General features: G+C 36.3%; 23 protein-coding genes. 6 read left to right on the top strand and 17 right to left on the bottom strand.

Translation table 11 applies throughout. The features are described from left to right. Positions 1-376 precede the first annotated feature (376 nt). The 3 genes from MKX72_RS09470 to MKX72_RS09460 are packed head-to-tail and all read right to left on the bottom strand — an operon-like array spanning position 377 to position 4,491. On the bottom strand, positions 377-1,870 hold the full coding sequence (locus MKX72_RS09470) for a tagaturonate reductase (protein WP_155008191.1): 1,494 nt from the start codon (positions 1,868-1,870) through the stop codon (positions 377-379). Between the two features lie 51 nt (positions 1,871-1,921). Further along, positions 1,922-2,935 carry a zinc-binding alcohol dehydrogenase family protein gene (locus MKX72_RS09465; RefSeq protein WP_155008192.1) on the bottom strand — a complete coding sequence of 338 codons (1,014 nt, stop codon included), beginning with the start codon at positions 2,933-2,935 and terminating at the stop codon, positions 1,922-1,924. A 50-nt stretch (positions 2,936-2,985) separates the two neighbouring features. Beyond that, the gene (locus MKX72_RS09460) at positions 2,986-4,491 is read right to left on the bottom strand and encodes a UxaA family hydrolase (RefSeq protein ID WP_155008193.1); all 1,506 of its coding nucleotides are present in this window, start codon (positions 4,489-4,491) and stop codon (positions 2,986-2,988) included. A 169-nt stretch (positions 4,492-4,660) separates the two neighbouring features. On the opposite strand from MKX72_RS09460, the gene MKX72_RS09455 reads away from it, so the two are divergent. Next, positions 4,661-5,527, top strand: coding sequence for an AraC family transcriptional regulator (locus MKX72_RS09455; RefSeq protein WP_114894998.1), 867 nt, complete (start codon positions 4,661-4,663; stop codon positions 5,525-5,527). Between the two features lie 66 nt (positions 5,528-5,593). Here the strand turns inward: MKX72_RS09455 and MKX72_RS09450 are convergent, their stop codons facing one another. From MKX72_RS09450 to MKX72_RS09410, 9 genes are all read right to left on the bottom strand, one after another. After that, positions 5,594-6,877: an MFS transporter gene (locus MKX72_RS09450; protein ID WP_155008194.1), complete on the bottom strand. Its 1,284-nt coding sequence runs from the start codon at positions 6,875-6,877 to the stop codon at positions 5,594-5,596. Between the two features lie 161 nt (positions 6,878-7,038). Then, positions 7,039-8,040 (bottom strand): substrate-binding domain-containing protein, encoded by a 1,002-nt coding sequence (locus MKX72_RS09445; protein WP_155008195.1) that lies wholly within the window; start codon positions 8,038-8,040, stop codon positions 7,039-7,041. A 141-nt stretch (positions 8,041-8,181) separates the two neighbouring features. After that, positions 8,182-9,018 (bottom strand): SDR family oxidoreductase, encoded by an 837-nt coding sequence (locus MKX72_RS09440; protein WP_155008196.1) that lies wholly within the window; start codon positions 9,016-9,018, stop codon positions 8,182-8,184. Next, a complete protein-coding gene (gene uxuA / locus MKX72_RS09435) occupies positions 8,994-10,091 on the bottom strand; it encodes a mannonate dehydratase (protein ID WP_155008197.1) in 1,098 nt (365 codons plus the stop codon). Before uxuA ends, MKX72_RS09440 begins: the two co-directional genes overlap by 25 nt. Next, the gene (locus MKX72_RS09430; protein WP_095379512.1) at positions 10,088-10,726 is read right to left on the bottom strand and encodes a bifunctional 2-keto-4-hydroxyglutarate aldolase/2-keto-3-deoxy-6-phosphogluconate aldolase; all 639 of its coding nucleotides are present in this window, start codon (positions 10,724-10,726) and stop codon (positions 10,088-10,090) included. Before MKX72_RS09430 ends, uxuA begins: the two co-directional genes overlap by 4 nt. A gap of 10 nt (positions 10,727-10,736) precedes the next feature. Beyond that, on the bottom strand, positions 10,737-11,756 hold the full coding sequence (locus MKX72_RS09425) for a zinc-binding alcohol dehydrogenase family protein (protein WP_155008198.1): 1,020 nt from the start codon (positions 11,754-11,756) through the stop codon (positions 10,737-10,739). A gap of 8 nt (positions 11,757-11,764) precedes the next feature. After that, positions 11,765-12,775, bottom strand: a complete 1,011-nt coding sequence (gene allD / locus MKX72_RS09420; protein WP_155008199.1) for an ureidoglycolate dehydrogenase — start codon at positions 12,773-12,775, stop codon at positions 11,765-11,767. A gap of 98 nt (positions 12,776-12,873) precedes the next feature. Further along, entirely contained in the window at positions 12,874-13,830 is a 957-nt protein-coding gene (locus tag MKX72_RS09415) for a sugar kinase (RefSeq protein WP_155008200.1), read from the bottom strand. A gap of 467 nt (positions 13,831-14,297) precedes the next feature. Continuing rightward, positions 14,298-14,762: a hypothetical protein gene (locus tag MKX72_RS09410; protein WP_155008201.1), complete on the bottom strand. Its 465-nt coding sequence runs from the start codon at positions 14,760-14,762 to the stop codon at positions 14,298-14,300. Between the two features lie 216 nt (positions 14,763-14,978). On the opposite strand from MKX72_RS09410, the gene MKX72_RS09405 reads away from it, so the two are divergent. Both MKX72_RS09405 and MKX72_RS09400 read left to right on the top strand, forming a co-directional pair. After that, positions 14,979-15,401 (top strand): CBS domain-containing protein, encoded by a 423-nt coding sequence (locus MKX72_RS09405; RefSeq protein WP_013056563.1) that lies wholly within the window; start codon positions 14,979-14,981, stop codon positions 15,399-15,401. Between the two features lie 65 nt (positions 15,402-15,466). Continuing rightward, positions 15,467-15,592 (top strand): hypothetical protein, encoded by a 126-nt coding sequence (locus tag MKX72_RS09400; protein WP_013056562.1) that lies wholly within the window; start codon positions 15,467-15,469, stop codon positions 15,590-15,592. 62 nt (positions 15,593-15,654) lie between these two features. Here MKX72_RS09400 and MKX72_RS09395 read toward each other — a convergent pair whose 3' ends face one another. Together MKX72_RS09395 and MKX72_RS09390 are read right to left on the bottom strand one after the other, a co-directional pair. Further along, the gene (locus MKX72_RS09395; protein ID WP_155008202.1) at positions 15,655-16,710 is read right to left on the bottom strand and encodes an aldose epimerase family protein; all 1,056 of its coding nucleotides are present in this window, start codon (positions 16,708-16,710) and stop codon (positions 15,655-15,657) included. A gap of 189 nt (positions 16,711-16,899) precedes the next feature. Further along, entirely contained in the window at positions 16,900-17,424 is a 525-nt protein-coding gene (locus MKX72_RS09390) for a DinB family protein (RefSeq protein ID WP_155008203.1), read from the bottom strand. 301 nt (positions 17,425-17,725) lie between these two features. Between MKX72_RS09390 and MKX72_RS09385 the strand changes: the two genes are divergently transcribed. Continuing rightward, a complete protein-coding gene (locus tag MKX72_RS09385; RefSeq protein WP_155008204.1) occupies positions 17,726-18,619 on the top strand; it encodes a sigma-70 family RNA polymerase sigma factor in 894 nt (297 codons plus the stop codon). A gap of 63 nt (positions 18,620-18,682) precedes the next feature. Here MKX72_RS09385 and fsa read toward each other — a convergent pair whose 3' ends face one another. Next, entirely contained in the window at positions 18,683-19,351 is a 669-nt protein-coding gene (gene fsa / locus MKX72_RS09380; protein WP_013082751.1) for a fructose-6-phosphate aldolase, read from the bottom strand. Positions 19,352-19,411: 60 nt separating this feature from the next. Then, positions 19,412-19,921 carry a hypothetical protein gene (locus MKX72_RS09375; protein ID WP_034264650.1) on the bottom strand — a complete coding sequence of 170 codons (510 nt, stop codon included), beginning with the start codon at positions 19,919-19,921 and terminating at the stop codon, positions 19,412-19,414. A gap of 490 nt (positions 19,922-20,411) precedes the next feature. Between MKX72_RS09375 and MKX72_RS09370 the strand changes: the two genes are divergently transcribed. Continuing rightward, a complete protein-coding gene (locus MKX72_RS09370; RefSeq protein ID WP_028413740.1) occupies positions 20,412-20,708 on the top strand; it encodes a hypothetical protein in 297 nt (98 codons plus the stop codon). Positions 20,709-20,814: 106 nt separating this feature from the next. On the opposite strand, the gene MKX72_RS09365 is transcribed toward MKX72_RS09370, so the two are convergent. Further along, complete coding sequence (locus MKX72_RS09365; protein ID WP_049164067.1) at positions 20,815-22,266, bottom strand: NADP-dependent glyceraldehyde-3-phosphate dehydrogenase; 1,452 nt, start codon at positions 22,264-22,266, stop codon at positions 20,815-20,817. Between the two features lie 524 nt (positions 22,267-22,790). On the opposite strand from MKX72_RS09365, the gene MKX72_RS09360 reads away from it, so the two are divergent. Next, the gene (locus MKX72_RS09360; RefSeq protein ID WP_165573386.1) at positions 22,791-22,931 is read left to right on the top strand and encodes a hypothetical protein; all 141 of its coding nucleotides are present in this window, start codon (positions 22,791-22,793) and stop codon (positions 22,929-22,931) included. Positions 22,932-23,358 lie beyond the last annotated feature (427 nt).

Genomic DNA, 23,358 nt, shown 5'->3' with positions numbered 1-23,358 from the left:
TAATTTCGTCACATATTTGGTTAAATGTGGTGTGAAATATCTTTCTCCTAGCGCGTAGATTCTGATAAAAGTAAAAAAGCTCTTCCAGTTCTTATTAACTGGAAGAGATTTTTGGGAGTAATGAAGTATGGAGCTTTATTTCTTACTAGTTTGTTTGCTTTACTTGCTGAAACATCCAATCAATCATTTTTTGTTAAGAGAGTCACGACTTCCTTATATTCCTCTAGCTCTTTGGTCTGTGCGAGAGTATTGATTTTCTCTAGCGATAAAAGAGAGCTCTGAATGATAAAGCTTATGTAGATGACAAAAAAAGAGAAACATGAAAGAGATTGATCTTCTCCCTTACGTTTCTCTTTTTTTGTTATTTCGTTATTTATCAGGATTTTATTATTTCATTTAAGTATTTATGTACCAAGTTTGAGAGGCCTTTTATATGATTTAAATCCTCATCCCAAAAATCTTTATTCCCTAGGATACTTTCAACAAGTCGCAAAAGAGAAATCTGATTTTTTTGATATTTTAACCACTGGTCTCTATAAAACTTTAAGATATATTCTTCATCTTTTAATATATATGGGAAGCCCTTAAAATCTTCTCCTGTCCAAGTGCCTTTAAGCTTTTCTATTTTATAAAAACGAATAAGTGCCGCAAAGACTTGAACAATTCCAAGTGGAAGTACTCCGTTTAGATCGACGTAGCTTTTTAAAGTAGGCAGTAGACGATGTTTGAATTTCGATAAGCTGTTTAATGAAATATCGGCAAGACGATGATGAATAAATGGATTAGTGAATCGTTCAAATACCTCTTCTGCGTATACTATGTTTTCATTAAAATCACCTTGGATAGAAGGAATAACTTCTTTTTTTATTACTTCATACAGAAAGTGTTTAAAATTGGAGTTATCCATAAATTCTTTTACTGTTTCCACTCCTGACAAAATTCCACGTAATGCCATAAGTGTATGAGCCCCATTTAAGATACGGACTTTTCGTGTTTGGTAAGGAGATAAATCCTCCACCCAATGCACATTTAAACCGGATTTTTTAAAAGGAAGGCGATGATCTAATTCACTAATTCCTTCTATAGCCCAGAAATGATAAGGCTCTGCTGTATTTAGTAAGGAATCCTTATATCCCCATTCTGTAAATAAAGAATCTGCTTCTTCCTTAGGAAACCCTGTGACTATTCGGTCTACCAACGAATTAAGGAATAAATTATGTTCTTTTAACCATTTTATAAATGCTTCAGGTAACTCCCACTCTTTACTATAACGGAGCACACATTCTTTTAACGTATCTCCATTTCTTTCAAGAAGTTCACACGGAAGCATAGTTAACCCTTTTTCTGTATTTCCACTAAAATGCAAATAGCGATGGTACAAAAAGAGTGTTAATTTTCCTGGAAATGATTGAATTGGGACACCTTCTTCTAATAAAGTTGGCTGATAATTAAGTCCCGCTTCCGTCGTATTAGAGATTACAAATTCCAATGTAGGATTTGCTGCTAATTGTAAAAAGGTATTCCACTCTTCGTATGGGTTAATAACTTGGGAGAAAACGGAAATTACTTCACTAGACGTAACTCTATTTCCGTTTTCCACTCCACGTGTAAGTAAAGTATATAGGCCATCTTGCTCCTTCAATTTGTCTATTTTCTCTTTCCCTGCAGGTCGAGGCTGCGTGACAGCAATACTTCCTTGAAAATAGCCTTTCTTGTTGCATTGATGAATCATCCAGTCACAGAAGCCACGCAGAAAATTCCCTTCCCCAATCTGTAACACTTTTATAGGATACTCTAAGCCTACATAGTTATCTTGAATAGGAGTGGTCTTTTTATTAAGTGGGCTTAAGGTGTGTTGTGAATTATTCAATGTAGGTTCCTCCTTTGTTTAATAAATTGCTTAGCTTTTAACAGTGATTAATTATACTTCTACAATAGCTTTAATCACATTTGATTCAGGGTTTAACCAGTCTTCAAACTTTTCAATTAGTTGATCAAACTGTGCTCGATGGGTAATATAAAGATTTAAATCTACTTTCTTGCGTTTAAGAGTGTCTACTACATAATGAAAATCTTCTAACGTGGCATTCCTGCTTCCCATCAGCGTCAGCTCTCGTTTATGGAATTCAGGATCGTTAAATGAGATGTCTGCTTTCACTAGACCTACATATATTAATTTTCCCCCATGAGCCGAATAGTTAAATGCCTCTGTCATTGATTTAGCATTGCCCGTCGCATCAAATACTATTGTTGGCATCTCTCCCTTTGTTAACTCTACTAATTTATCAAATGGATTATTAAGAACATTTAACGTATAATCCACTTTAGCCCACTCATTAGCAAACGCTAAGCGTTCGTTATTTACATCCATTGCTATGACCTTTGCTCCTCGGTCTTTAGCAAATGCCATCACCCCTAAACCAATAGGACCAGCACCAATGACTAAGACAAATTCTCCTTGCTGAATCTCAGCGCGTCTAACTGCATGAGCTCCTATACTTAATGGTTCCACCATTGCAGCTTGATCAAGTGTTAATCCCTCAGTTCTCACTAAATGTGTATAAGGAACCGTAATCCACTCACTCATTCCTCCTTCAATATGTACACCTAACACTTTCATATCTGTACAGCAATTTGTTTTTCCATTTCGACAAGCAATGCATTTTCCACATTCCATATAAGGGATAATAGAGACTTGGTCACCAACTTTTAATCCCAACTCATTGTGAGGAATAAATTCAATGTATCCTGATAATTCATGACCGAGTACACGAGGGTAAGTGAAAAAGGGCTGGTTTCCTCCATAGGCATGAATGTCTGTACCGCATATTCCAATACGTTGAATACGAATTAATGCTTCTCCTGCCCGGGGGATAGGTTTTTGACTTTCAACTTTTTTTAACTGAGTGGGCTGTTCACATACAATACTTTTCATGCTTTACCTCTCCATTTCAAATTAAGATTCGTTTATTCAATACACGCGTATTAAAGAATGACACCGTCTTTAAAAATACTAATTTCGCGAAATCCTAAACGTTCATTATTTGTTTGAGTTTGACCTGAAGCAACATTCAAAATATACTGCAATAAATCATGCTTTAGTTCCTCCATGGTTTGATCTTCAATTAGCCTGCCTGCATTGTAATCAATCCAATGTTTTTTGCGATGTGCTAACTCGGAGTTTGTTGATATCTTCACTGTAGGTACAGGACCTCCAAATGGTGTACCTCTCCCCGTTGTAAACAGTACAATATGAGCACCCGCTGCAGCTAATGCTGTTACGGAAATTAAATCATTTCCAGGGGCATTTACTAGGTTCAATCCGGATTTAATTACCCGTTCACCATATGGAACAACATCTTCAACTCTAGAATGTCCTCCTTTTTGTGTACAACCAAGAGATTTTTCCTCTAGAGTGCTAATGCCACCATCTTTATTTCCTGGAGATGGATTTTCATAAATTTCTTGATTATGTTGAATGAAATATTCTTTAAAATCATTAACTAGATTTGTAATTTTGTTAAAAGTTTCTTCATTCTTAGCCCGGCTCATTAGAAGCGTTTCCGCACCAAACATTTCTGGTACTTCTGTCAAAATAGCTGTTCCGCCACTAGCAACGACTATATCAGAAACTGCTCCAACTAACGGGTTCGCTGTAATACCTGAGAAACCATCGGATCCTCCACACTTCAAACCTATTTTTAGTTTTGAAAGTGGGATAGGCTGGCGTTCATATTGATTAGCATGTGCGACTAACTCCGAAATAAGAGATATTCCTTTTTCTAATTCGTCTTCAACTTCTTGTGCTTTGAGGAATTTAATACGATCTGTCGCATACTCACCAATAACCTCTTTAAACGCTTCAATTTGATTATTTTCACAACCTAATCCGACGACTAGGATACCTCCAGCATTTGGATGCTGAGTTAAAGAAGCTAAAAGCTTTTGTGTATTTGTGAGATCATCTCCTAATTGCGAGCAGCCGTATGGATGAGGAAAATGATAAATGCCATCCACTCTTTCATCTCTGAACTGTTCAGTCGCCATTTTAGCTAGAAACTCACACGTTTTATTGATACACCCAACCGTATTAATAATCCAAATCTCATTACGAATTCCGATTTCGCCATTTTCACGAATATATCCTTGAAACGTATAATTCGAGGTTTTTGGAATATTTGGTTGAGAAGTTGGCTGATACTCATAATTCAAAATACCACTTAATCCGGATTGTAAATTATGAGTGTGAATCCATTCCCCTTCTTCTAAATCTGTTTTAGCTTTTCCGATTGAGTATCCATATTTAAAGATGTCCTCACCTTTTTTACGAGGCTTTACTAAAATTTTATGACCTTTAGGAATATCAGTACGAATAGGAATTTCAATACTGTTTTCACCCTCGCCTTGCACGTTTATAACTTCACCTTTAGCAATCTCCTTTATAGAAATGACAACACTGTCTTTTGAATGTAATTGAATTACCTTGCTCATTTTTCCTCCTCCATTCTCCTCATATTTAGTTGCTTTTAAAAAAAAGATAACGGTTTCATTTTACGGATATATTTATATAGTATCATCAATATTTGAGATAAAAATTGCAATTTTTGCTGTATTTATACTGTTTTTTGATATAAATTAGTAAAAAGAGGAGGTGGATTTCATGAGTAACTTAAAAAGTGAATTGCACAGTAATTTTCCATTTTTATTTGTCTATAAGGATACGAAAAGTCCTCAAAAAGAACTATCTAACCATATGCATGATTATTACGAGATTGTGTACGTTTACGGAGGTAAAGGAACTTTTTTTATAGGTGATATTTTTCACGAAATGAATCAAGGAGATATTTTTTTAATTCCTAATAATACAATTCATCGAGCGATGCCAGATAGAAAAAACCCTGTAACGTCTACTATTCTTTTTTTTAGCCCAATGCTAATCTATAAAGATTTAATTAACGATTCTTTTTCTTACTTTAGTGTGTTTGATGTAGTGAAAAAGAGTAAAAACTATAAAATTATGCTGCAGTCAGAGGAAAAACAACAAATTGAAAAATTGCTTATACAACTTTATGAAGAAGTAACTCGCAAAGAACCGGGTTCTAAGCATTATGCCTTACTAATTATTCATCAAATGATGATAGAGTTATATCGTACTCAAACCAAGAGCAAGGGAAGAATAAAAGATAATAATTATAAGGTAGATTGGATTGCAGACATCTTGCTTTATATAAACGAACATCTACATGAACCTCTCTCATTGACAACTCTTGCAGATAAATGTTTAGTCAGTCCTTCTCACTTCAGCAGGGTTTTTAAAGAAACAACAGGAATAGGATTAACTGTGTATATCAACACAAAGCGAATTATTAAATCGAAAGATCTTTTACTAGAAACCGATTATACAATTTCTCACATTGCTGAAATGTGTGGATTTGAAAGTAATCCTCATTTTTATCGAATGTTTAAGAAATATATGAATACAACTCCAGCCTCCTATAGAAAGAAAAATGATACAAGCAACATATAAATAAAGTAATGTAAAAAAGAGTACAAGCAAATAAGTAACGATGTGCTTGTACCCTCTTATCTAATTCTATAGCCCTGTCTTAGAACTTAAATTAACCTCTTTTGGTAAAATTTGCGATGTAGGTTTTACAATTGGACGTACAAATCGAATAACGGCAAGTGAGGCAAATACTGCTAGTCCTCCCGCAAGTAAAAAGGCAGCAGTGTAAGTTCCTGATCTCTCAACAAGGAAACCGGTTAATGTGGGACCAATGATTCCTGCTGTATTAGCCAAGAAGTGCATGAACCCTCCTACGGATCCAACGTTATTTTTGTCTACTACATCGTTAACGATTGCCCAATAAATAGCTCCTGTTAAATACAGAAAAAACACGGAAAGGGCAACCAGGGTGACCGCACTGACTGTAGTTGTTACAAGGCCTGCTACACCTATGCAAACAGCTGATAAAAACAAACATGTGACAAGTACCAATTTGCGCGAAAACAGCACTCCTTTTTGAGCGAATTTTTTGGAGAAGAAATCTGATACGAAGCCTCCTAGAGCAAGGCCGATAAAACCGAGAATCCAAGGAATGACAGTAGTAATACTCATCTCTTTTACACTCAGGCCACGCGCATCTACTAAGTAACTTGGAAACCACGTTAGGAAAAAGAACAAAATGTAGTTATAGGCAAAAAATGCAAATGCTGTGAATAACACAGTTCTATGTTTTAAATAAAAAGTTAGCTTCAATTTACTTTCTGGTGCTACAGGAATTTCTTGCGTTTTTAGCTCTTCTGATGTATCTGAAGGTTTTTCTTTAACAAATTTCCACCAGCAAACAGCCCAAATAATCCCAATTAACATAATGGCAACAAAGGAAACTTTCCAGCCATATGCAATTGCAATAAAACCAACAATTGGACCAGAGATAGCCCCTCCAAGAGGTGTACCGCTGTTAGTCAAACCAATAACAGTCGCACGATTACTTGATGGAAACCAGTTATTTACCATTTTACTTATTGTAGCAGAGAGTGGACCTTCACCCATCCCAAATAAAACTCGAATAGCAATCATACTTGCAAAGCCTACAGCAATGACTAGAGCACCGCTAAATATTGACCACACAATCATAGCTACAAAAAGAGTCAACTTAGCACCGTATTTGTCAGAAGCCATTCCTCCAAGAAAATTGAAAATTGCATAGCCTACAGAGAAACTACTAAAAATAATTCCCATCTCAGTGGGTGTAAGAGATAAATCATCTTGAATAAAAGGAGCTGCAATTGATAATGCAGAACGATCTAGGTAATTAATAATTCCTGCTAAAAATAAAAACAAAATGACAATACCTTTCCCTTGTGAAAACATAAATACCCCCCTTTGTTTGTAAAGCCATTGCCTTCTATTGAAAGCGGTATCATTATAAACCAAAGCTAAATAATTTCTTTCTTCAATCAAAATCATTTTGTAAAGTAAATCGATTTACTAAAAATCAAGCAAAAAAGTATTTCTTTTTTGCTTGATGGTTTCTAACAAGAAGTTCCCAGAAGCAGAATTGGTTTCAAACGATGGATACTGGTATCAATTTTATCCGTTTTATTAATTTGATTAAAAAGAAGCTCTGCTGCTAAATTCGCCATCTGTACGGTAGGCTGTTTAATAGTGGTAATCGTTGGCGTATAAAGCTTTGCAAACGATACCTCGTCAATACCAATAACAGCTAGGTCTTGTGGTATTCTTAAATTTTCTTTTTTTATATATTGCAGAACTTCATTAAGAACAATATCGTTCCCTGCTAATATTGCCTTAGGCGGCTGGGTTAAATTGAATAACTCAGAAAGCGCTTCCGAAATCTTTTCTATATCTGCTGTTTTAATATAATTTTCACTGGGACTTATCCCATGTGATAGCAAGGATGATTTATACCCTTCAATTCTCTCGACCCGCGGGCTAATGTTTCGAATGATGGAGGTAGTTACAATAGCAATATCTTTGTATCCTTTTTCAACAAAGTGATCAATTGCCAGCTTAGCCGCTAAGTGATTATCAAGCATGACCGTAGCAATTTCAAGTTCTGGAATGGTTCTATCCATAAATACAATAGGGAAATTTTCTTTTTTCATTCGCTTATATAAATCTGGATTTCCCCCTGTAGGGAAAATAATAATACCATCTACTTGCTTTGCTTTTAACATTTGAATATAATTTTTTTCTTTATCTGGCTCATCGTCAGCGTTACAAACAATAATATGAAATCCCTGGTTATAAAAATAGTTCTCTATCGCACGAATGATTTGAGTTGAAAACGTATGGAGTATATTCGCGACAACAACTCCTACTGTAAACGTCGACTTTTGCTTTAAACTACGGGCCAAAATATTAGGTTCATAGTTTAAATCTTTAATTGCTTCTTCAATCTTTTTTCTGGTTTTTTCACTCATATGTTCGTATCGCTTGTTCAAAAACTGAGAGATTGTACTTTTGGATACCTTAGCATGTTGAGCTACATCTGCAATAGTAACTTTGGTCATATCATTCATTCCTAACTTATAAAGAGTAATTGATTCACGATTCATGTAATCAAACAATATTTTATTGTATTAGGAATGTATTTACAATTATTTGTTGATAGTTTTATTTTTACGGCTCCATTTGATAAGGAATGTGATAGTCTAAACGCCCGCGTAAGCCATGAACCCTCCATCGACTGGTACTGTGATACCCGTAACGAATCCGGAATACGTTTCATCTGCAAGCCAAAGTAACGTTCCAAGTAAATCCTCTGGTTTTCCAAACCGCTTCATTGGTGTCGAAGTAATAATTTTATTGGATCTTTCTGTTAAGCTTCCATCATTATTAAGCAATAAATTTCGGTTCTGTTTTGTTAAAAAGAATCCTGGCGCGATAGCGTTTACTCGTAAACCAGCTTCAGCAAAATGAACAGCCATCCACATGGTAAAGTTATTAATAGAAGCCTTAGCAGCACTATACGCCGGTACTTTGGTCATCGGTGCATATGAACTCATAGAAGAAATGTTAATAATAACGGGAGACCTTGCTTCTAATAAAGCCTTCCCAAAAACTTGACTAGCTAAAAACGTTCCTATGAAATTACTAGAAAACACTTGTGAAAAACCATTTTCATCTAAATCAAAAAATGTTTTTCCCTCCACCTTTTCACTATACTTTTCTCCCTCTGTAATAGCATCAGGATGGTTCCCGCCGGCACCGTTAATAAGTAAATCAATATGGCCAAATGTTTTAAGAATTTCCTCTCTTGCATGTAATAAAGAATCTCTATCTAATACATCAGCCTTAACAGAAATAGCTATTCCACCTAATTCCTTAATCTCATTAACTATTTTTCTTCCTTTATCGATAGTTCTGTTCAAGATAGCTACTTTCATACCTTGACTCGCTAACTCTTGTGCCATTTTAGAACAAAGAACACCGCTACCCCCAGTAATTACAGCAACTCTTCCAGTTAAATTTTCGTGAATTGAACCCATTCTTTCTCCCCTACCTTATTGACTTGATGCGCATCCCATAGACCAAGTAAGTACATAATTCCTAAAGCTCGATCATATAACCCGTAGCCAGGGCGACAAACTTCTCCCCAAATATGACGACCATGATCAGGCCTTACGTAACCGCTATAGTTTTGATTGCTTAATTCTTCTACAACACCTTGAATGTTGATGGATCCATCTTGTGTATAATGAGAAGTCTCTACAAAGTCGCCGTTCTCATAGATTTTTACATTGCGAACATGGGCAAAAGGCGAACGGGAAGCGTATTTTTTAGCAATCTCCACCATATTATTTTTAGGATTAGCGCCCATTGATCCTGTACATAAAGTAAATGCGTTAGATGGTGAATCGGATATAGCCATCAATTTTTCATAGCTTGTTTCGCCTGTAATAATACGGGGTAATCCCAAAATAGACCAAGGTGGATCATCCGGATGAATGGCTAATTTAATTCCACATTCCTCTGCCACAGGTAATACTTCTCTAAGGAAAAACTCTAAATTTTCCCACAACAAATCTTCATCTATCTTTTTGTACGCCTCAAATAGCTCCGAAATGTGATCCAGTTTTTCAGGCTCCCACCCAGGTAACGTCAGATCTGAGGCTGCTGTTACAGTACGAATTAGCTCTTTAGGATCAATATTTTCTACTTTTTCTTTTTCATAAAATAAGGCAGTAGATCCATCCGCTAAAGGATGAAACATTTCAGTACGAGTCCAATCAAAGATTGGCATAAAATTATAACAAATGACTTTGACACCAGATTCTGCGAGATTGCGAATTGTTTGTTTATAGTTCTCAATATAAAATTCTCGCTCTGCACTCCCCAATTTAATAGATTCGTGAACATTAACGCTTTCAACAACATCAGTATGGAAACCAAATGATCGAATATACTGGATTTCTCTTTGGATTTCTTCTATTTCCCATACATCCCCTACAGGCTTTTCATGCAATGCCCAAACAATTCCCTTTACCCCAGGAATTTGTTTAACCTGTTCCAAAGTAACTGTATCATTTCCTTTTCCATACCATCTAAAAGTAATATTCATGATAACACCTCCGTTAGTGCACTACACTTTTCTATATATTTCTCACTTAATTTAACAACAGCTTCATGTCCCCCATTTTGATAGGCTTTGTTTAAATCACTCCCAATGCCGATAGCTACAGCTCCTGCGTTTAGCCATTCTTCTATGTTATTTAAGTTAATTCCACCTGTAGGCATAATTTTCACGTTAGGTAGAGGACCATTTACAGCTTTAATAAAAGATGGATCAAAGTGACCTGCAGGAAATAGTTTAAGAATATCGCACCCTAGTTCAAGAGCACTAGCCATTTCTCGAATGCTCATACATCCGGGCATATAAGGAATACCGTATCGATTGCAAAGTTTAGCCACATCTTCAACAAAGTGAGAACTTACAATAAATTTTGCCCCATTTAAAATAGCATGACGAGCTGTTTCTGAATCTAGTACAGAACCTGCTCCTAAAAGGACATCTAGCCCTTTTAAGGCTCTAAATGTATCTTCAATTTGAGGAGTAGTATACGTTAACTCTATTGCTTTAATGCCGCCTTCTACCGCCGCTTTAGACAATTCAGTTGCTTCACTCGCATCTTTCCCGCGAATGACAGCGACTATCTTTGTGCTTGTTAATGCGTTAACAGTTAAATATTTATTCATTTTTTCCTCCTTAGTCAAATACAATAATAGCCTTACGAACTTGTTCTGGATGTGCTTCTACAAAATTAAACGCCTCTTGTACTTCATCTAATGCAAATTGATGCGTTATTAAACCGTTATGATACAGCTTCTTTTCATTTAATAGTTGAACAATTTTAGGAAATTGATTTGTTTGCAATCGCGATCCTGTTACTGTTATTTCTTTTTTAGTAATAGGCAGCTGCGGAATAGCAGAAGGCCTTTCGTCAAATCCAAGCACGACTACCTTTCCTGCAGCCGATACTACTTCAAAGGACAATTCAAATGTATTTGGTAAGCACACGGCATCAATTACTACGTTTGCTCCTTTTCCATTCGTCCATTCTTTAACTCGATCTCGAACGTCTTCCTGCCCAGCATGAACAGTAACATCAGCTCCATTTTCATTCGCAAATCCTAATCGCTCTTCACTTAAGTCTGTCATCATCACGGTTGCCCCTTGAAGTTTGGCTAATTTTAATATACAAATTCCAATAGGTCCTGCTCCCTGAATGAGTACCGTATCTCCTTTTTCTACCTCACCTCTCCAAACAGCTTGGGCACCTATAGTGTAAGGTTCTGCCAATACGATTTCTTCCCAGGGAAGAGTTGAGTCTACAACATGAAGTTGCTTCTCTGGAAGTACGAACCATTCCCTCATACCGCCATCTTCATGAACACCAAATACGGATAGATTTTCACACACGTTTGGCCTCTTTTTTTGGCATGCGTAGCACTCTCCACAGTAATTAATAGGTTCTACAACTACATGATCACCTATTTGAATACCGGTAACGCTCTTACCAGTCTCCATAACTTCTCCTGCTACTTCATGACCAACCACCCGTGGTAAAGTAGCAAGAGGGTTTGTTCCATGATAGATATGCATATCAGATCCGCAAATTCCTACTCGTTTTGTCTTCACTAAGACATCTTTAGGGCTTAGAATTTTGGGTCTTTCTGTTTCCTGGATAACGAGTTTATGAGCTTGTTTAATTTGGACTTCTTTCATTTCTTCACCTACTCCTTTAGAAATTCGTATACGCTTGAGGCGATCGTAACCCCTTGTTCCAGGTTTCTTTCTTCATGTAACTGTTCAATTTCCCCCGGCACATATACACGTTCAGTTGCTGGAGCGGGCGGTACTTGCTGTAGCTCTTCTATCATTTGATCCATTTGTTCTAAAAAGTGATTTTTATCTGTAAAGAAAGAAGGGTTTATTACACAAAAATAGTGACCAAGCTTTCTTTTTTTATCAAGGTCCCCGTACATTTTGCTAATGTGAGGACCAAATGCAGCTCCGGCTAGTAAGCCAGAAAATACATCTACAATCACAGATAAACCGTACCCTTTAGGCCCGCCGAATGTAGAAAGAGAAACGACCTTATTAGGATCTGTTACAGGAATGCCATTCTCATCTACTCCCCAACTTGCAGGAATTTCTTTTCCTTCTTCACGGGCTTGAAGAATTTTTCCAAAAGCTACATTGGAAGTAGCCATATCAAGAATAAATGGCTTTTTTGTTTTTGCAGGTATACCATAAGCAATTGGATTTGTTCCAAGAAAAGATGCTTTTCCTCCAAACGGTACAACAATCTTATCGGTGTGTGTCATGGCCATTCCAATTAATTCGGCTTCTGTTGCTTTTTGAACAAAATAACTTAATGCACCGCAGTGGCTGCTGTTTATAACAGTAATCATGCCAACTCCATTTTCACCGGCCATCTTAATCGCATGATCAACAGCAATGTTGCCAATTACATGACCAAACCCGTCATCTCCGTCAATAATTCCAGTTACAGGTCCCGTAGAACGAAAAGAAATGTTGGCATCAGGATTGATTCCACCCGCTCGCAAACGATTTATGTAGTGCTCTGTTCTTAATACACCATGTGAATTTACATTTCTCAAATCTGCGTGAGTCAATACGTCTGCGATTTGTTCTGCATACGCTTTGTTTACCTTTTCCTTAGTTAACTTTTTAATAACGAGCTGTTTAACTTCTTCCACTTGTACAGTTACAGTGGACATTTTTACACCCCCTTACATGATAAAGAAGTTTGATGAATTCAACTTATCATTTTAATAGTTAGAATAATTAGTTTTTTGTTCTGATAACTTCTATTAATCTACCTTTCAATAATCGCTTCTTTCTGCATAAAAGCTGAAACTTCTTCTAAGTAAGGCAGCCCTTCATTATCTCCTGATACAGTCGTAACTAGAGCTCCTACACTATTCCCAAGTTCTAACCTTTCATCTAAAGATAATCCATGTAAATATCCATAGACATAACCAGCATCAAAACCATCTCCTGCACCGACTGTGTCTATCGCTTTAACTTTAAAAGCATTCTTTCGATACCATTTTCCATTGCTGTATACCTTCGAACCATTCTCACCGTCTTTAATTACAAGTTGACCGATACTGTAACGTCTGGCTAGGCTTGCTAACTCACTTTCAGAATTACTTCCTGTAATCATATTTATTTCATCAAGTCCAGTTAGCAAAATATCAACATGTGGAAAAATTTCAAAATAAACGGATCGCGCCTCTTCAATTGTCCATAATTTCAGTCTTATATTAGGATCGAATGAAACAGGGATTCTTTTTTTAGCCGCAATTTCAATTATCCTTTTGACAATTTCAATATTTTTATAGTCTATAGCTAAGAACACACCTGTTATATGTATTAGATGAATGTTCTCAAACATCGTTTCCTGAATATCTTCTGGTTCTAATGTTAAAATGGGAGACTGATGTCGATAATAAAAAGTTTTTCCTGAACCATCTTCTCTAATTTCTTTAAAATTTAGAGATGTAGAAAAGCCGTTTATAAACGAAACGTATTCCATATCTATTCCTTCACCACGTGCAAAGTTATAAATGAAACGCCCAAATTCATCTTTTCCTAAACGACTCAGCCATTTTGCACGTAGCCCAAGTCGTGCGCAGCCAACAGCAAAATTAAGTTCAGCCCCTCCCACCTTTCGTTCAAAATTTGGAACAAATCGCAAAGGTCCTGTTATGGAAGGGTTGAGAGTAATCATAGCATCACCTAAAGTGAAAACACCACATGTAGAGGACATTAAATCGCCTACCTTTCTGACTAGATATAACTTTTCTTATATGATGTACTAGTTAACCTGGTTAAAGCCACATGGACAATTAAGTGTATCTGAAGTTAAACAAAGTTTTAAAGTAAATCGGTTTTGTAAATCGGTTTTGTAAATCGATTTATTAAAAGTATAATTGAAAGCACTTACATTTTCAATAACAAAAACAACTATTATTATAAAAATTCAGAAAAATAAATTTATTTTTGTTTTATTTATTACATAGATGACTCTATTTTAGAATCCGTATATTAAAAATAAATAAGTTTTCACCTCTTTGTTTGAAAATAGCCGATTTGTTTATTAGCTTTGCTTTCGAAAATTTGTAAATTATTTTAGACATAAGAAATAGTCCATCATAAAATGGACCTCAAAAAGTTAATTTGTTTCCGTGTGCTTAATAACTCTTTTTTATTAAGCCTTATACGGTAACATATAAGCTATTGTCTTCTCTGCCTTAAAACATCTTCTATGAAATACTGATATAAATAATTAATAAAAGCAGTGGCAATCGAGATCACAAAAAGTTGAAAACGCGTCATGTTGACCATTTTGTATACCTTTAATTTTTCTGCCAAACTGGTCAAGGGATAAGCAAATAGATAGTCAAATAGGATGTTAATTAACAAATATTTTTTGAAATTCCCATAGGTCAGCTTGAATACCCAAAAATTAGCTATAAAAAACGGTCCAAATATAAAAGAAACGTCGCTTGAAAGTTTAGGGAAAAGAGGTTTCCTCACTTTCCACCATGTAAAGCTTTTAGATAACTCACTGATAAAAGCAATAACTAATGAACTAAATGTCAAAACAGGTAGGTATCTTTTAAAGACAAATTTATCAACTTTTATTATAGACAGCCAAGGCAATAAAAGTACTGCCAAAAGCGTTAACTTTCCTTTCATTATGTACCCAACTCCTGCCGTTACGAAAATGTAAGCTAAACCATATTCTCTTTAGTTTGTGTAATAGGCTCTTTTTTATGTGTTTATTACACTGCGTTCGTTCTTTTATTCGTCTTTTATTACAAGATTTTTTGCTTTCAGGAAATTATTGATTCTCATATTCTGCATGTGCATGGAGAACATACGGAGGTGAATGTTTAAAAGGAGGAATTAAAAATGACTACAGTACGTGAAGTTATGACTAAAGATGTGAAAGCTTGTGCACCGCACGACCCAGTAACAGCTGCAGCAAAATTAATGCGTGATATTAATTGTGGCTCTGTGCCAGTGTGTCAAGAAAATCGAGTAATGGGAATGATCACAGACCGTGATATCGTGTTAAACTGCGTGGCGGATGGAAAAGATTGCAACACTGTGCATTGCCATGATTGTATGACTAAAGATGTGATTACTTGTTCTCCAGATACGGATATTCATGAATGTGCACGTATGATGGCCGATCATCAAATTCGCCGCATTATTGTAGTGGAGAATAATAATATGGTTGGAATCTGTGCAATCGGTGACCTTGCGACCGTGAACGTATATGTTGATGAAGCCGGTGCAGCATTGAGCGAAATTTCTAATCAAGTTCATTAAAACTTTTTAGCATATAAATCCTTAATGTTTGTACAAAATAACCCTGTCTGCAAGGAGGTGCTAATATGCCAAATTTAAACGATAACAAATTTAAAAAGATTCAGTCTGAGAGTCAAAAGCAAGGAAAGTCTCAAGAAGAATATGCGGCTGAGCTTGACGCTAATCGTGCAAAAAGCCAAAAGAAAAAATAAGAATAAAAAAGGATTACAATCGGCAGAAGCTCGTTTGCAATCCTTTTTATCATCCCGTTTTGTTACAGGCTGCGATCAGTTATAAATGTATAGTGAGTAGATGCTTCATATTTCTCACCAGGCTTTAATACACAAGAAGGAAAATGCTTATGATGAATAGCGTCTGGTAAACCTTGTGTTTCCAAGCAAACACCGAGATATTTCTCTGAGTGAACCCCTCTAATTTCGAATTCTTCGTCTAGATGATTTCCCGTATAGAGAACAACTGAAGGCTGATCCGTTTTGACTTCTATTTTGCGACCGCTTGCTGGATCAAATAATGACATCTGGTTTTCAGTTTCTGCTTCTAAAAGAAATGGATGATCGTATCCTTTACCAACTAATACATTTTGCGGATGTTTGGACTCCACACCTTCCTTGAGACTATGTCCTTCTCTAAAATCAAATGGGGTATCTGTGACACTTATCGTTTCTCCAGTAGGTAAAAGATCATCATTCAGCTCTAAGAATTCGTTACTTTTCAGCTTTAAAACATGATCTAAGACCGTTTCCTTTAGATTTCCGCTTAAATTGAAATACGTATGGTTTGTTAAATTGATAAGAGTGTCTTGATCTGTTGTTCCTTCGTAAGAGATATGAAACTCATTTTTATTAGTCAACGTATACGTAACTTTCACTTCAAGATTGCCAGGGTACCCTTCTTCTCCATCTTTACTTACATATGTAAATTCAACACCTACGTGATCACTTGCCTCGATTGTTTTTGCATGCCATATTTTGTGGCTAAACCCTTCTGAACCGCCATGCAAATGGTTGTTTCCTTCATTTTTCTCTAGACGATAGGTTTCATCATTAAGCTGAAACTCCGCTCCCCCTATACGTCCTGCTACGCGTCCGACCACAGCTCCGAAATAAGGAGAATACTTTTGGTATTCTTCTATTGAATCAAATCCCAAGACAACACTTTCAATCTTCCCTTCAGAATCCGGCATTTCAATATTTGATATCACACATCCATAGTCAAGGCAGGTGATTTTAAGCCCTTCATCATTTAATAAGGTATAAGCATGTACAGCTTGATTGTTTAGTTCGCCAAATTTCTCAAAATTCACTCTCATTTTTAATCAGTCCAATCCTCTTTTTATTCGTAAATTGCTTAACGGACCCTACATGTTATACACATGGGATATGTTCTTATAGTTCCCTCTGCAATCCTTCCTGAATCTTCATTATTCTCATTTTATTGTAATCGTGTACATTTCCTAATTCAAGCTTGAATGATAAAGGCTGGCTACTGTTCGTCATTGCTATTTCTTTAGTATTCCTAAGTATTCTTCCCAAGGTCCTACATCTTCTCTGTATCGTTCTGCCATTACTCGAACAATTTGCGCAATATGCGTTAAATCGTGAGCAACCCAAGTCGAGAGCAACTCTCTGACTTTTACTTCCCCAAACTCCGGGTGTTCTCCTCTCACTTCAAGATGCTTTTCAGGCTTAATTAACAGCTTTAGTTGTTGTAAACTCTGCATTCTTATCATGTTGAATTCAAGAAGCTTTTCTTCAATAGAACTAGTAGAGTCCTTGTTTAAATGAGCATAGCGATCAAATGGAGGGAAAGCTCCTCCTTTTCCTTCTTGAAGGATGAATTTTAGCCTTGGTATCCAATTGTTTTTTTCTGCTTCTATTAAATGTTCTATTACTTCCGAGGTACTCCAAGTTCCTTCTCCTTCATTACATTGCAGCCACCCTGCAGATAGACCCGACAAAAGTTTTTCAAGCGTCTTAGGCGTACGCTCAAGTATTTCGATCGCTTCTTTTAAATTAAAATTCATGCTCATTCCCCTTTCTCAACGTAATGATGCTGAGCTGTCAGTTATGTAAAAATTCTTGCGATTCTAGTCAATTTTACCACAATTGACTTTTATTAAAGGAAGGAGCTAATCTTCTACTTACTTTAATGCTTACTAAAACAAAAACAGAACACACGTTTGGTTTTTCTGTAGAAATATGATAAAATATATACAGGCTAGAACGAAGTGAGTATCAGTCTGAATGGGTACTGCTCATTCGTAAAATAGATTGCTAGCAACTTTTTTATCTTGAGCTTTTCGTTTGAATTGGAGTGAGACAACAGTGAGTAAAAATCAAAAGCGATGGACAAAAGAAGAAGATAAATTTCTTATCCAGCACTATGGCGTTATGACGCTTCAAAAGATGGGTGAGCATTTACATAGAAGCAAGGAATCGGTTAATAAACGGCTTACTCGATTAAATCTTCGAGCTTCAGATACAGCTTTACGTAAAAAATGGACGCCGAAACAAGATGCTTTTTTACAGCAGAACATTGATATCATGAACAACCGTGAAATGGCAGACTCCTTAGACAGAAGTCCTTCTTCTATTGCTACGCGCATAAAAGTTTTGGGTTTAACTCGAAAAACTGCGATGCGAAGATGGACCGTACAAGAAGACGAATATTTGCTAAGGTATTACGGAACAAAACCTCTTTCGCGCATATCAGCGAAATTGCAGCGAAGTGTGCAGGCACTAGAATCGAGGTTAAGTCGTTTAGAGGTGTATGGAGCTAAATCGCACGTAGGACATATCACAGCGTGTGAGCTAGCAGACTGCCTCGAAGTAGATGTTCATACAATTTACAAGTGGATTCATAAAGAGAATCTACCGTATAAAATGATCATCGCCAAGACAAGAACATTCATGGGAATTGACATTCAATCTTTTTGGAAGTGGGCTGAACAAAATAAATCGTGCCTTAACTTTTTTAAAATACCTAAAAATACACTTATTCCAGAACCAGCGTGGGTGAATGAACAAAGAAGGCTAGACTATGTAAAGCGCCCTAAATACGAGCATAAAAAGTGGACAGCAGAAGAAGATGCTAAATTGTGGCGTATGTTTTATCAGGAAAAGCGCAATCAGCGAGAAATTGGACAGCTGCTCGGGCGTTCGAGAAATAGCGTGCAGCGACGCTTAGAGCGTTTACGCAAAAAGAAACTAGCTAGTTAAACGATAAAAAGCTTGGAATAAGCTATGCTTACCCCAAGCTTTTTTTATTGATATGACTTTTGGTTAAGCTTTAACTGCTTTTTCCCAATCTGCTGCAAATTTTTCCATTCCTTGGTCAGTTAACGGGTGTTTTGCTAATTGCTCAATAACAGCGTATGGAATTGTGGCAATATGAGCCCCTGCAAGTGCTACGCGCGTTACATGATCCGGGTGTCTTACAGATGCGGCGATAATTTGAGAGTCGATGTTTTGAACGCGGAATAACTCAGCAATTTTAGATACCAGCTGTACTCCGTCTTCTGAAATATCATCAAGACGTCCTAAAAATGGAGAAACATACGTCGCTCCAGCACGAGCTGCTAAAAGCGCTTGGTTTACTGTAAAGATTAGGGTTACATTTGTTTTTACGCCTTTTTTTGCAAGGTAGCGCGTCGCTTCCAAGCCAGCTAATGTCATAGGCAGCTTAATCGTAATGTTTTTATCTCCATCGTTAATTTTAATCAGTTCTTCAGCTTGAGCGATCATGTCTTCAGCAGAAAGTGCGTCAGGCGTTACCTCAGCGGAAACGGATTCAACCTCCGGTACCATTTGAAGAATTTCTTCGATGCGGTCTTCAAATCTTACGCCTTCTTTTGCTACTAAAGATGGATTGGTTGTTACACCTGCTAGAACACCAACTTTATATGCTTTCTTAATATCCTCAAGGTTTGCTGTATCAATAAAAAATTTCATCTCACTATTCCTCCTTATTGTTGTACATCAATCTGAATTTCAGCATACGCGAACTATAGCCTAGCCAATTTGCTGCAGCGCATATAGATTTTCTATAGAAGCGTTTTCAATCTCTTTTGCAGTTAATACCTTTAGTTTTTCTAAAAATTGTATAGCGTCCACGCGGTCTTCGATGTCTTCTTCTGTACGAATATTCTCCGTTTTAATCTGATGGATACATTCGTTGATGACTTCTTTGTACGCATTTGTTTGGATAAACCATTCTGCTAACAGCGTTTTTGTTGCTTCTCTTTCTTCTTCACTTTTAACTGCAAATAAACTCTCTGTTTCCGTTTCACTCAGCATAAGGCTGCTAAAATCGTGATTCATACAAAGCCAAAAATAACCTTTTTGGCTATCGTAATACTTTCCTTCTCTTAAAAGAAAATACTTGATTCCAAATTTAATTTTGTGAGATTGGCTCTCTGAACTCGGCATATGAATTTCTTTTATTTCTACGCTTTCTGATACATCCAGATATGTTTCTAAACCGTACTTTGTATTCACTACTTTTGCATCCAATATGTCCATCCTCATTCTCCTTTTCTCAAATTCTATTTATTTTTATAAAAACAGAGGTCTGATTTTATGTAATAACGAATCCCATTTTTGTGGATGTTTTTCTTAACCAACCGACATGTTTTACTGTTTACGCTTTCATTATATATCAGATTATTCGAAAAAACATCAAAAACAATCAAATTCATTCAAAAAAAGTCATAAAATCGTAAAAAGTAGTCATAAAAGGTCATCATCTATTAAAAATAGATGAACTTTTATGTTGATTGTGTGCTTCAATGTGTCTTAAGGCAACTATCTCTTCAAAAAAACCGACCTTTATTACATACCCTCTATGCAAAAATATACCCACTCATTTCACCGTTTTTTCACTTTAACATGATATCCTGTAGTATACTTTTGTTTCACGTGCTAATTCCCATGAATTTTTGCTATTTAAGGTTATTCATTTTTATTAGTGGGAAAGTTACATAAATACAACACGTTATAGGGGGACTTTAACATGGATAAAAGAATTGAAACATTAAAAGAAAAACTGCCTGATAATCATAAGGAGGTTGCTGTTCTGACCTCTCATATTTTTGATGCGCTTGATAAATTAACAACTGAACATCGCAGATATGTTGATATTTCGGCAGCAGCCAAAATAAAGCCGAATCCGGATGAAGAGAAAGCTTTTTTTGATACCATCTATGAAGTAAAAACACTCATTATGTCAGAGCTCGAAAAAACCGTTGAAGATATCGAGCACAAAGGTGATAAAAACTGGCATAAGAACTATAAAGATGGAATCGAGTGATAGGTAAATAAGATGTTTAAAAGCCTGTGCTTTTTGGAGCACAGGCTTTTAAACATGAGATTCTCTACATTTTACTGACTCGATTTGGATAGCTCTTGGAATTCAATCATTGAAGATTTAATACCGTTACTTTTTCACGAGTCATGGATTCAATGCTTTTACGAATGCCTTGAGCGCCCATACCGGATCCTTTTACGCCGATAAAAGGAAAATGATCAGGGCCGCGTTCTGTGCGGCCGTTGATTTGAACGGAACCGACTTCCATTTTATTTGCAATTGAGAAGGCTTTATTAATATCTTTCGTGAAAACGCTTGCTTGTAAGCCGAATTCTGATTCGTTTGCGATGTCAATGGCTTCTTGGTCAGAAGCGACGCGGATAATTGGTAACACAGGACCAAATGGTTCTTCCCATGCTACGCGCATAGTATCATTCACGTCATCTAAAAGAGTAGGATAGATAAGGTTGCCTTCACGCTTGTTCCCAGTCACAACTTCTGCACCTTTTCCGAGCGCGTCTGCAATTAAAATTTGAATAAAGTCCGCTGCCTTACTATCAATTAATGGAACGATTGTGCATCCATCTTCAGGAGAACCAACTGATAGTTTATGTACTTCTTCTTTTAGGATGTCGACCAGCTCGTTTGCCACTTTTTCATGTACAAGTACACGTTTAATAGCTGTACAGCGCTGACCCGAATAAGAAAATGCTCCGCTTATAATATGTTTTGCTGCTTCCTGTAAATCTGCATCTTCACATACAATACCCGGGTCTTTTCCTCCAAGTTCTAGTACAAGAGGAATCATGCCTGCCTTTTTAGCTAACTGAGTACCCGTATTTGTTCCTCCGGTAAACGAAATCATGTTAATGCCTTTATGTTCAACCAAGTAATCACCAATTACAGATCCGCGACCCGTTACGACGTTTACAAGTCCTTGTGGAATACCTGCTTGATCAAGAGCTTCAATCATCTTAATACCGCTGATCGCTCCTTGCGTTGCGGGTTTGAAGATAACTGCATTTCCTGAAATAAGCGCAGGCGCAAGCTTAGCAGCTGACAAATTTACCGGATAATTAAATGGAGGAATCGCAAGTACCACGCCTAAAGGCACGCGTTCAACAATGGCAACTTTAGACTTAGAACCTCCAGGAAAACTATCTCCTTTCATGCTTTCTCCATTCATATGAAGGGCTTCTTCAACTGTATAGCGAATAAAATCAGCTGTGCGCACGACTTCATTCCTTGCATCTTTTAAGCTTTTTCCAACTTCTCTCATAATAATTTCGGCAATTTCACTCTGCATTTTTACCAGCTCATCTGCCCACTTATATAAATATTTGGCACGGTCTTGCAGAGAAGTTTCCGCCCACTCCTTCTGAGCTTTCTGTGCGGCATGTACCGCTTCATCGACTTCTTCTTTTGTGATAGCCTGCACTTTTCCAATCACATCATGACGGTATGGAGAAACAATATCGATCGTCTGCCCTGATTTGCTTTCTTTCCACTCACCGTTAAGATAAAAAGAATAAGTTGATACATTTAAAACCGTTGTTGTCATAAAAAGTCCCCCTTAATAAAAGTGAAATTTATTATCAAAATTTTCAGTCTTTTTTACGAATGAAAACTATGTGAATATTTGAGCAAAAAGAATTCTACTTGTATTCATTTCTATAACTTTTATATTTCGTGTAACTCCCTAATCTTATACTGCTTACTTGTTGCCTTTAAAGCAGCAGCTTCTTTCTTTTTAACTTAAAACAAACCCTCGTATAATTTAATGAATATTTCGTATTTTTAATATATATAAATTTCTTTCATTCGTACAATATAAATAAGTTATCTTAATGATTAATAATTTTAATGATTCATGCCCCGAATACGAAGAAATCTTTATGGTTTCCTACTTTTTTAAGTGAAATGTCTGTTTTAAGCTCCCTTGATTGTATTTACTTTGGATGGATATTCAGGCGATGCATACACTCTTTTTATTCTATGTGTTGAGAAAATAAAATAAGGGTATAAAATAAATATAGGAAAATGAAGATGAAAGTAGAATATATATTCTAAAGGGAGGGATTTATTGTGATTGTTACTTTAGGTTTTGTGGCATCAATTATTGCGTTGTTTATGCTTTTTACTAACCGGACGTCCAATATCCCGGAAGAAATAATCCATGAAACAACAAATGCCAATAAAGAAGAGCAGTATATGTATTATATATAAAGCGTCTTAACAGACGCTTTTTTGTTGCGCTTTTTACAAAGTCTATAGCGGTTAGAAACGGCCCTCACCTATCATTTATCTTTATTTGTCAGTGCCCGATACCCATAAATAGTTAAACAGAAACCAATAAATGAAAAAAAGATATGTTTTGGTTTAAAGTTGACTAACTTAAATAAGTCCAATCTTATGTTAACATGCCTAAATGTAATCTGATTATGCCTATATCCAAAAAACAGGGTAAGCTCTGTTACTCCGTCAGTTATTTACAACCGGTGGAACAATCATAATTAAGACAGAGCGCAGCTTCCAGCAAAACGTTTAAGAGTCAATTCTTTTTAAATGAAAATATCTGAATTCAAAATACGACAGACTTCGACACTATCTATTTGTTACTATATTTTTTAGGTTCTATTTTTAGATTTGAACC

It is taken from the genome of Priestia sp. FSL R5-0597, from assembly GCF_038006305.1.
Taxonomy (GTDB): Bacteria; Bacillota; Bacilli; order Bacillales; family Bacillaceae_H; genus Priestia; species Priestia zanthoxyli.
Note: the sequence above shows the minus strand (reverse complement) of the source record. Positions and strands in the feature narration are given on the sequence as shown.

What these genes read in the sequence shown, in the direction of transcription:
- MKX72_RS09465 (WP_155008192.1), bottom strand. Translation starts at nt 2,935, where the DNA reads ATGAAAAGTATTGTATGTGAACAGCCCACTCAGTTAAAAAAAGTTGAA.
- MKX72_RS09460 (WP_155008193.1), bottom strand. Translation starts at nt 4,491, where the DNA reads ATGAGCAAGGTAATTCAATTACATTCAAAAGACAGTGTTGTCATTTCT.
- MKX72_RS09455 (WP_114894998.1), top strand. Translation starts at nt 4,661, where the DNA reads ATGAGTAACTTAAAAAGTGAATTGCACAGTAATTTTCCATTTTTATTT.
- MKX72_RS09450 (WP_155008194.1), bottom strand. Translation starts at nt 6,877, where the DNA reads ATGTTTTCACAAGGGAAAGGTATTGTCATTTTGTTTTTATTTTTAGCA.
- MKX72_RS09445 (WP_155008195.1), bottom strand. Translation starts at nt 8,040, where the DNA reads ATGACCAAAGTTACTATTGCAGATGTAGCTCAACATGCTAAGGTATCC.
- MKX72_RS09440 (WP_155008196.1), bottom strand. Translation starts at nt 9,018, where the DNA reads ATGGGTTCAATTCACGAAAATTTAACTGGAAGAGTTGCTGTAATTACT.
- uxuA (WP_155008197.1), bottom strand. Translation starts at nt 10,091, where the DNA reads ATGAATATTACTTTTAGATGGTATGGAAAAGGAAATGATACAGTTACT.
- MKX72_RS09430 (WP_095379512.1), bottom strand. Translation starts at nt 10,726, where the DNA reads ATGAATAAATATTTAACTGTTAACGCATTAACAAGCACAAAGATAGTC.
- MKX72_RS09425 (WP_155008198.1), bottom strand. Translation starts at nt 11,756, where the DNA reads ATGAAAGAAGTCCAAATTAAACAAGCTCATAAACTCGTTATCCAGGAA.
- allD (WP_155008199.1), bottom strand. Translation starts at nt 12,775, where the DNA reads ATGTCCACTGTAACTGTACAAGTGGAAGAAGTTAAACAGCTCGTTATT.
- MKX72_RS09415 (WP_155008200.1), bottom strand. Translation starts at nt 13,830, where the DNA reads ATGTCCTCTACATGTGGTGTTTTCACTTTAGGTGATGCTATGATTACT.
- MKX72_RS09410 (WP_155008201.1), bottom strand. Translation starts at nt 14,762, where the DNA reads ATGAAAGGAAAGTTAACGCTTTTGGCAGTACTTTTATTGCCTTGGCTG.
- MKX72_RS09405 (WP_013056563.1), top strand. Translation starts at nt 14,979, where the DNA reads ATGACTACAGTACGTGAAGTTATGACTAAAGATGTGAAAGCTTGTGCA.
- MKX72_RS09400 (WP_013056562.1), top strand. Translation starts at nt 15,467, where the DNA reads ATGCCAAATTTAAACGATAACAAATTTAAAAAGATTCAGTCTGAGAGT.
- MKX72_RS09395 (WP_155008202.1), bottom strand. Translation starts at nt 16,710, where the DNA reads ATGAGAGTGAATTTTGAGAAATTTGGCGAACTAAACAATCAAGCTGTA.
- MKX72_RS09390 (WP_155008203.1), bottom strand. Translation starts at nt 17,424, where the DNA reads ATGAATTTTAATTTAAAAGAAGCGATCGAAATACTTGAGCGTACGCCT.
- fsa (WP_013082751.1), bottom strand. Translation starts at nt 19,351, where the DNA reads ATGAAATTTTTTATTGATACAGCAAACCTTGAGGATATTAAGAAAGCA.
- MKX72_RS09375 (WP_034264650.1), bottom strand. Translation starts at nt 19,921, where the DNA reads ATGGACATATTGGATGCAAAAGTAGTGAATACAAAGTACGGTTTAGAA.
- MKX72_RS09370 (WP_028413740.1), top strand. Translation starts at nt 20,412, where the DNA reads ATGGATAAAAGAATTGAAACATTAAAAGAAAAACTGCCTGATAATCAT.
- MKX72_RS09365 (WP_049164067.1), bottom strand. Translation starts at nt 22,266, where the DNA reads ATGACAACAACGGTTTTAAATGTATCAACTTATTCTTTTTATCTTAAC.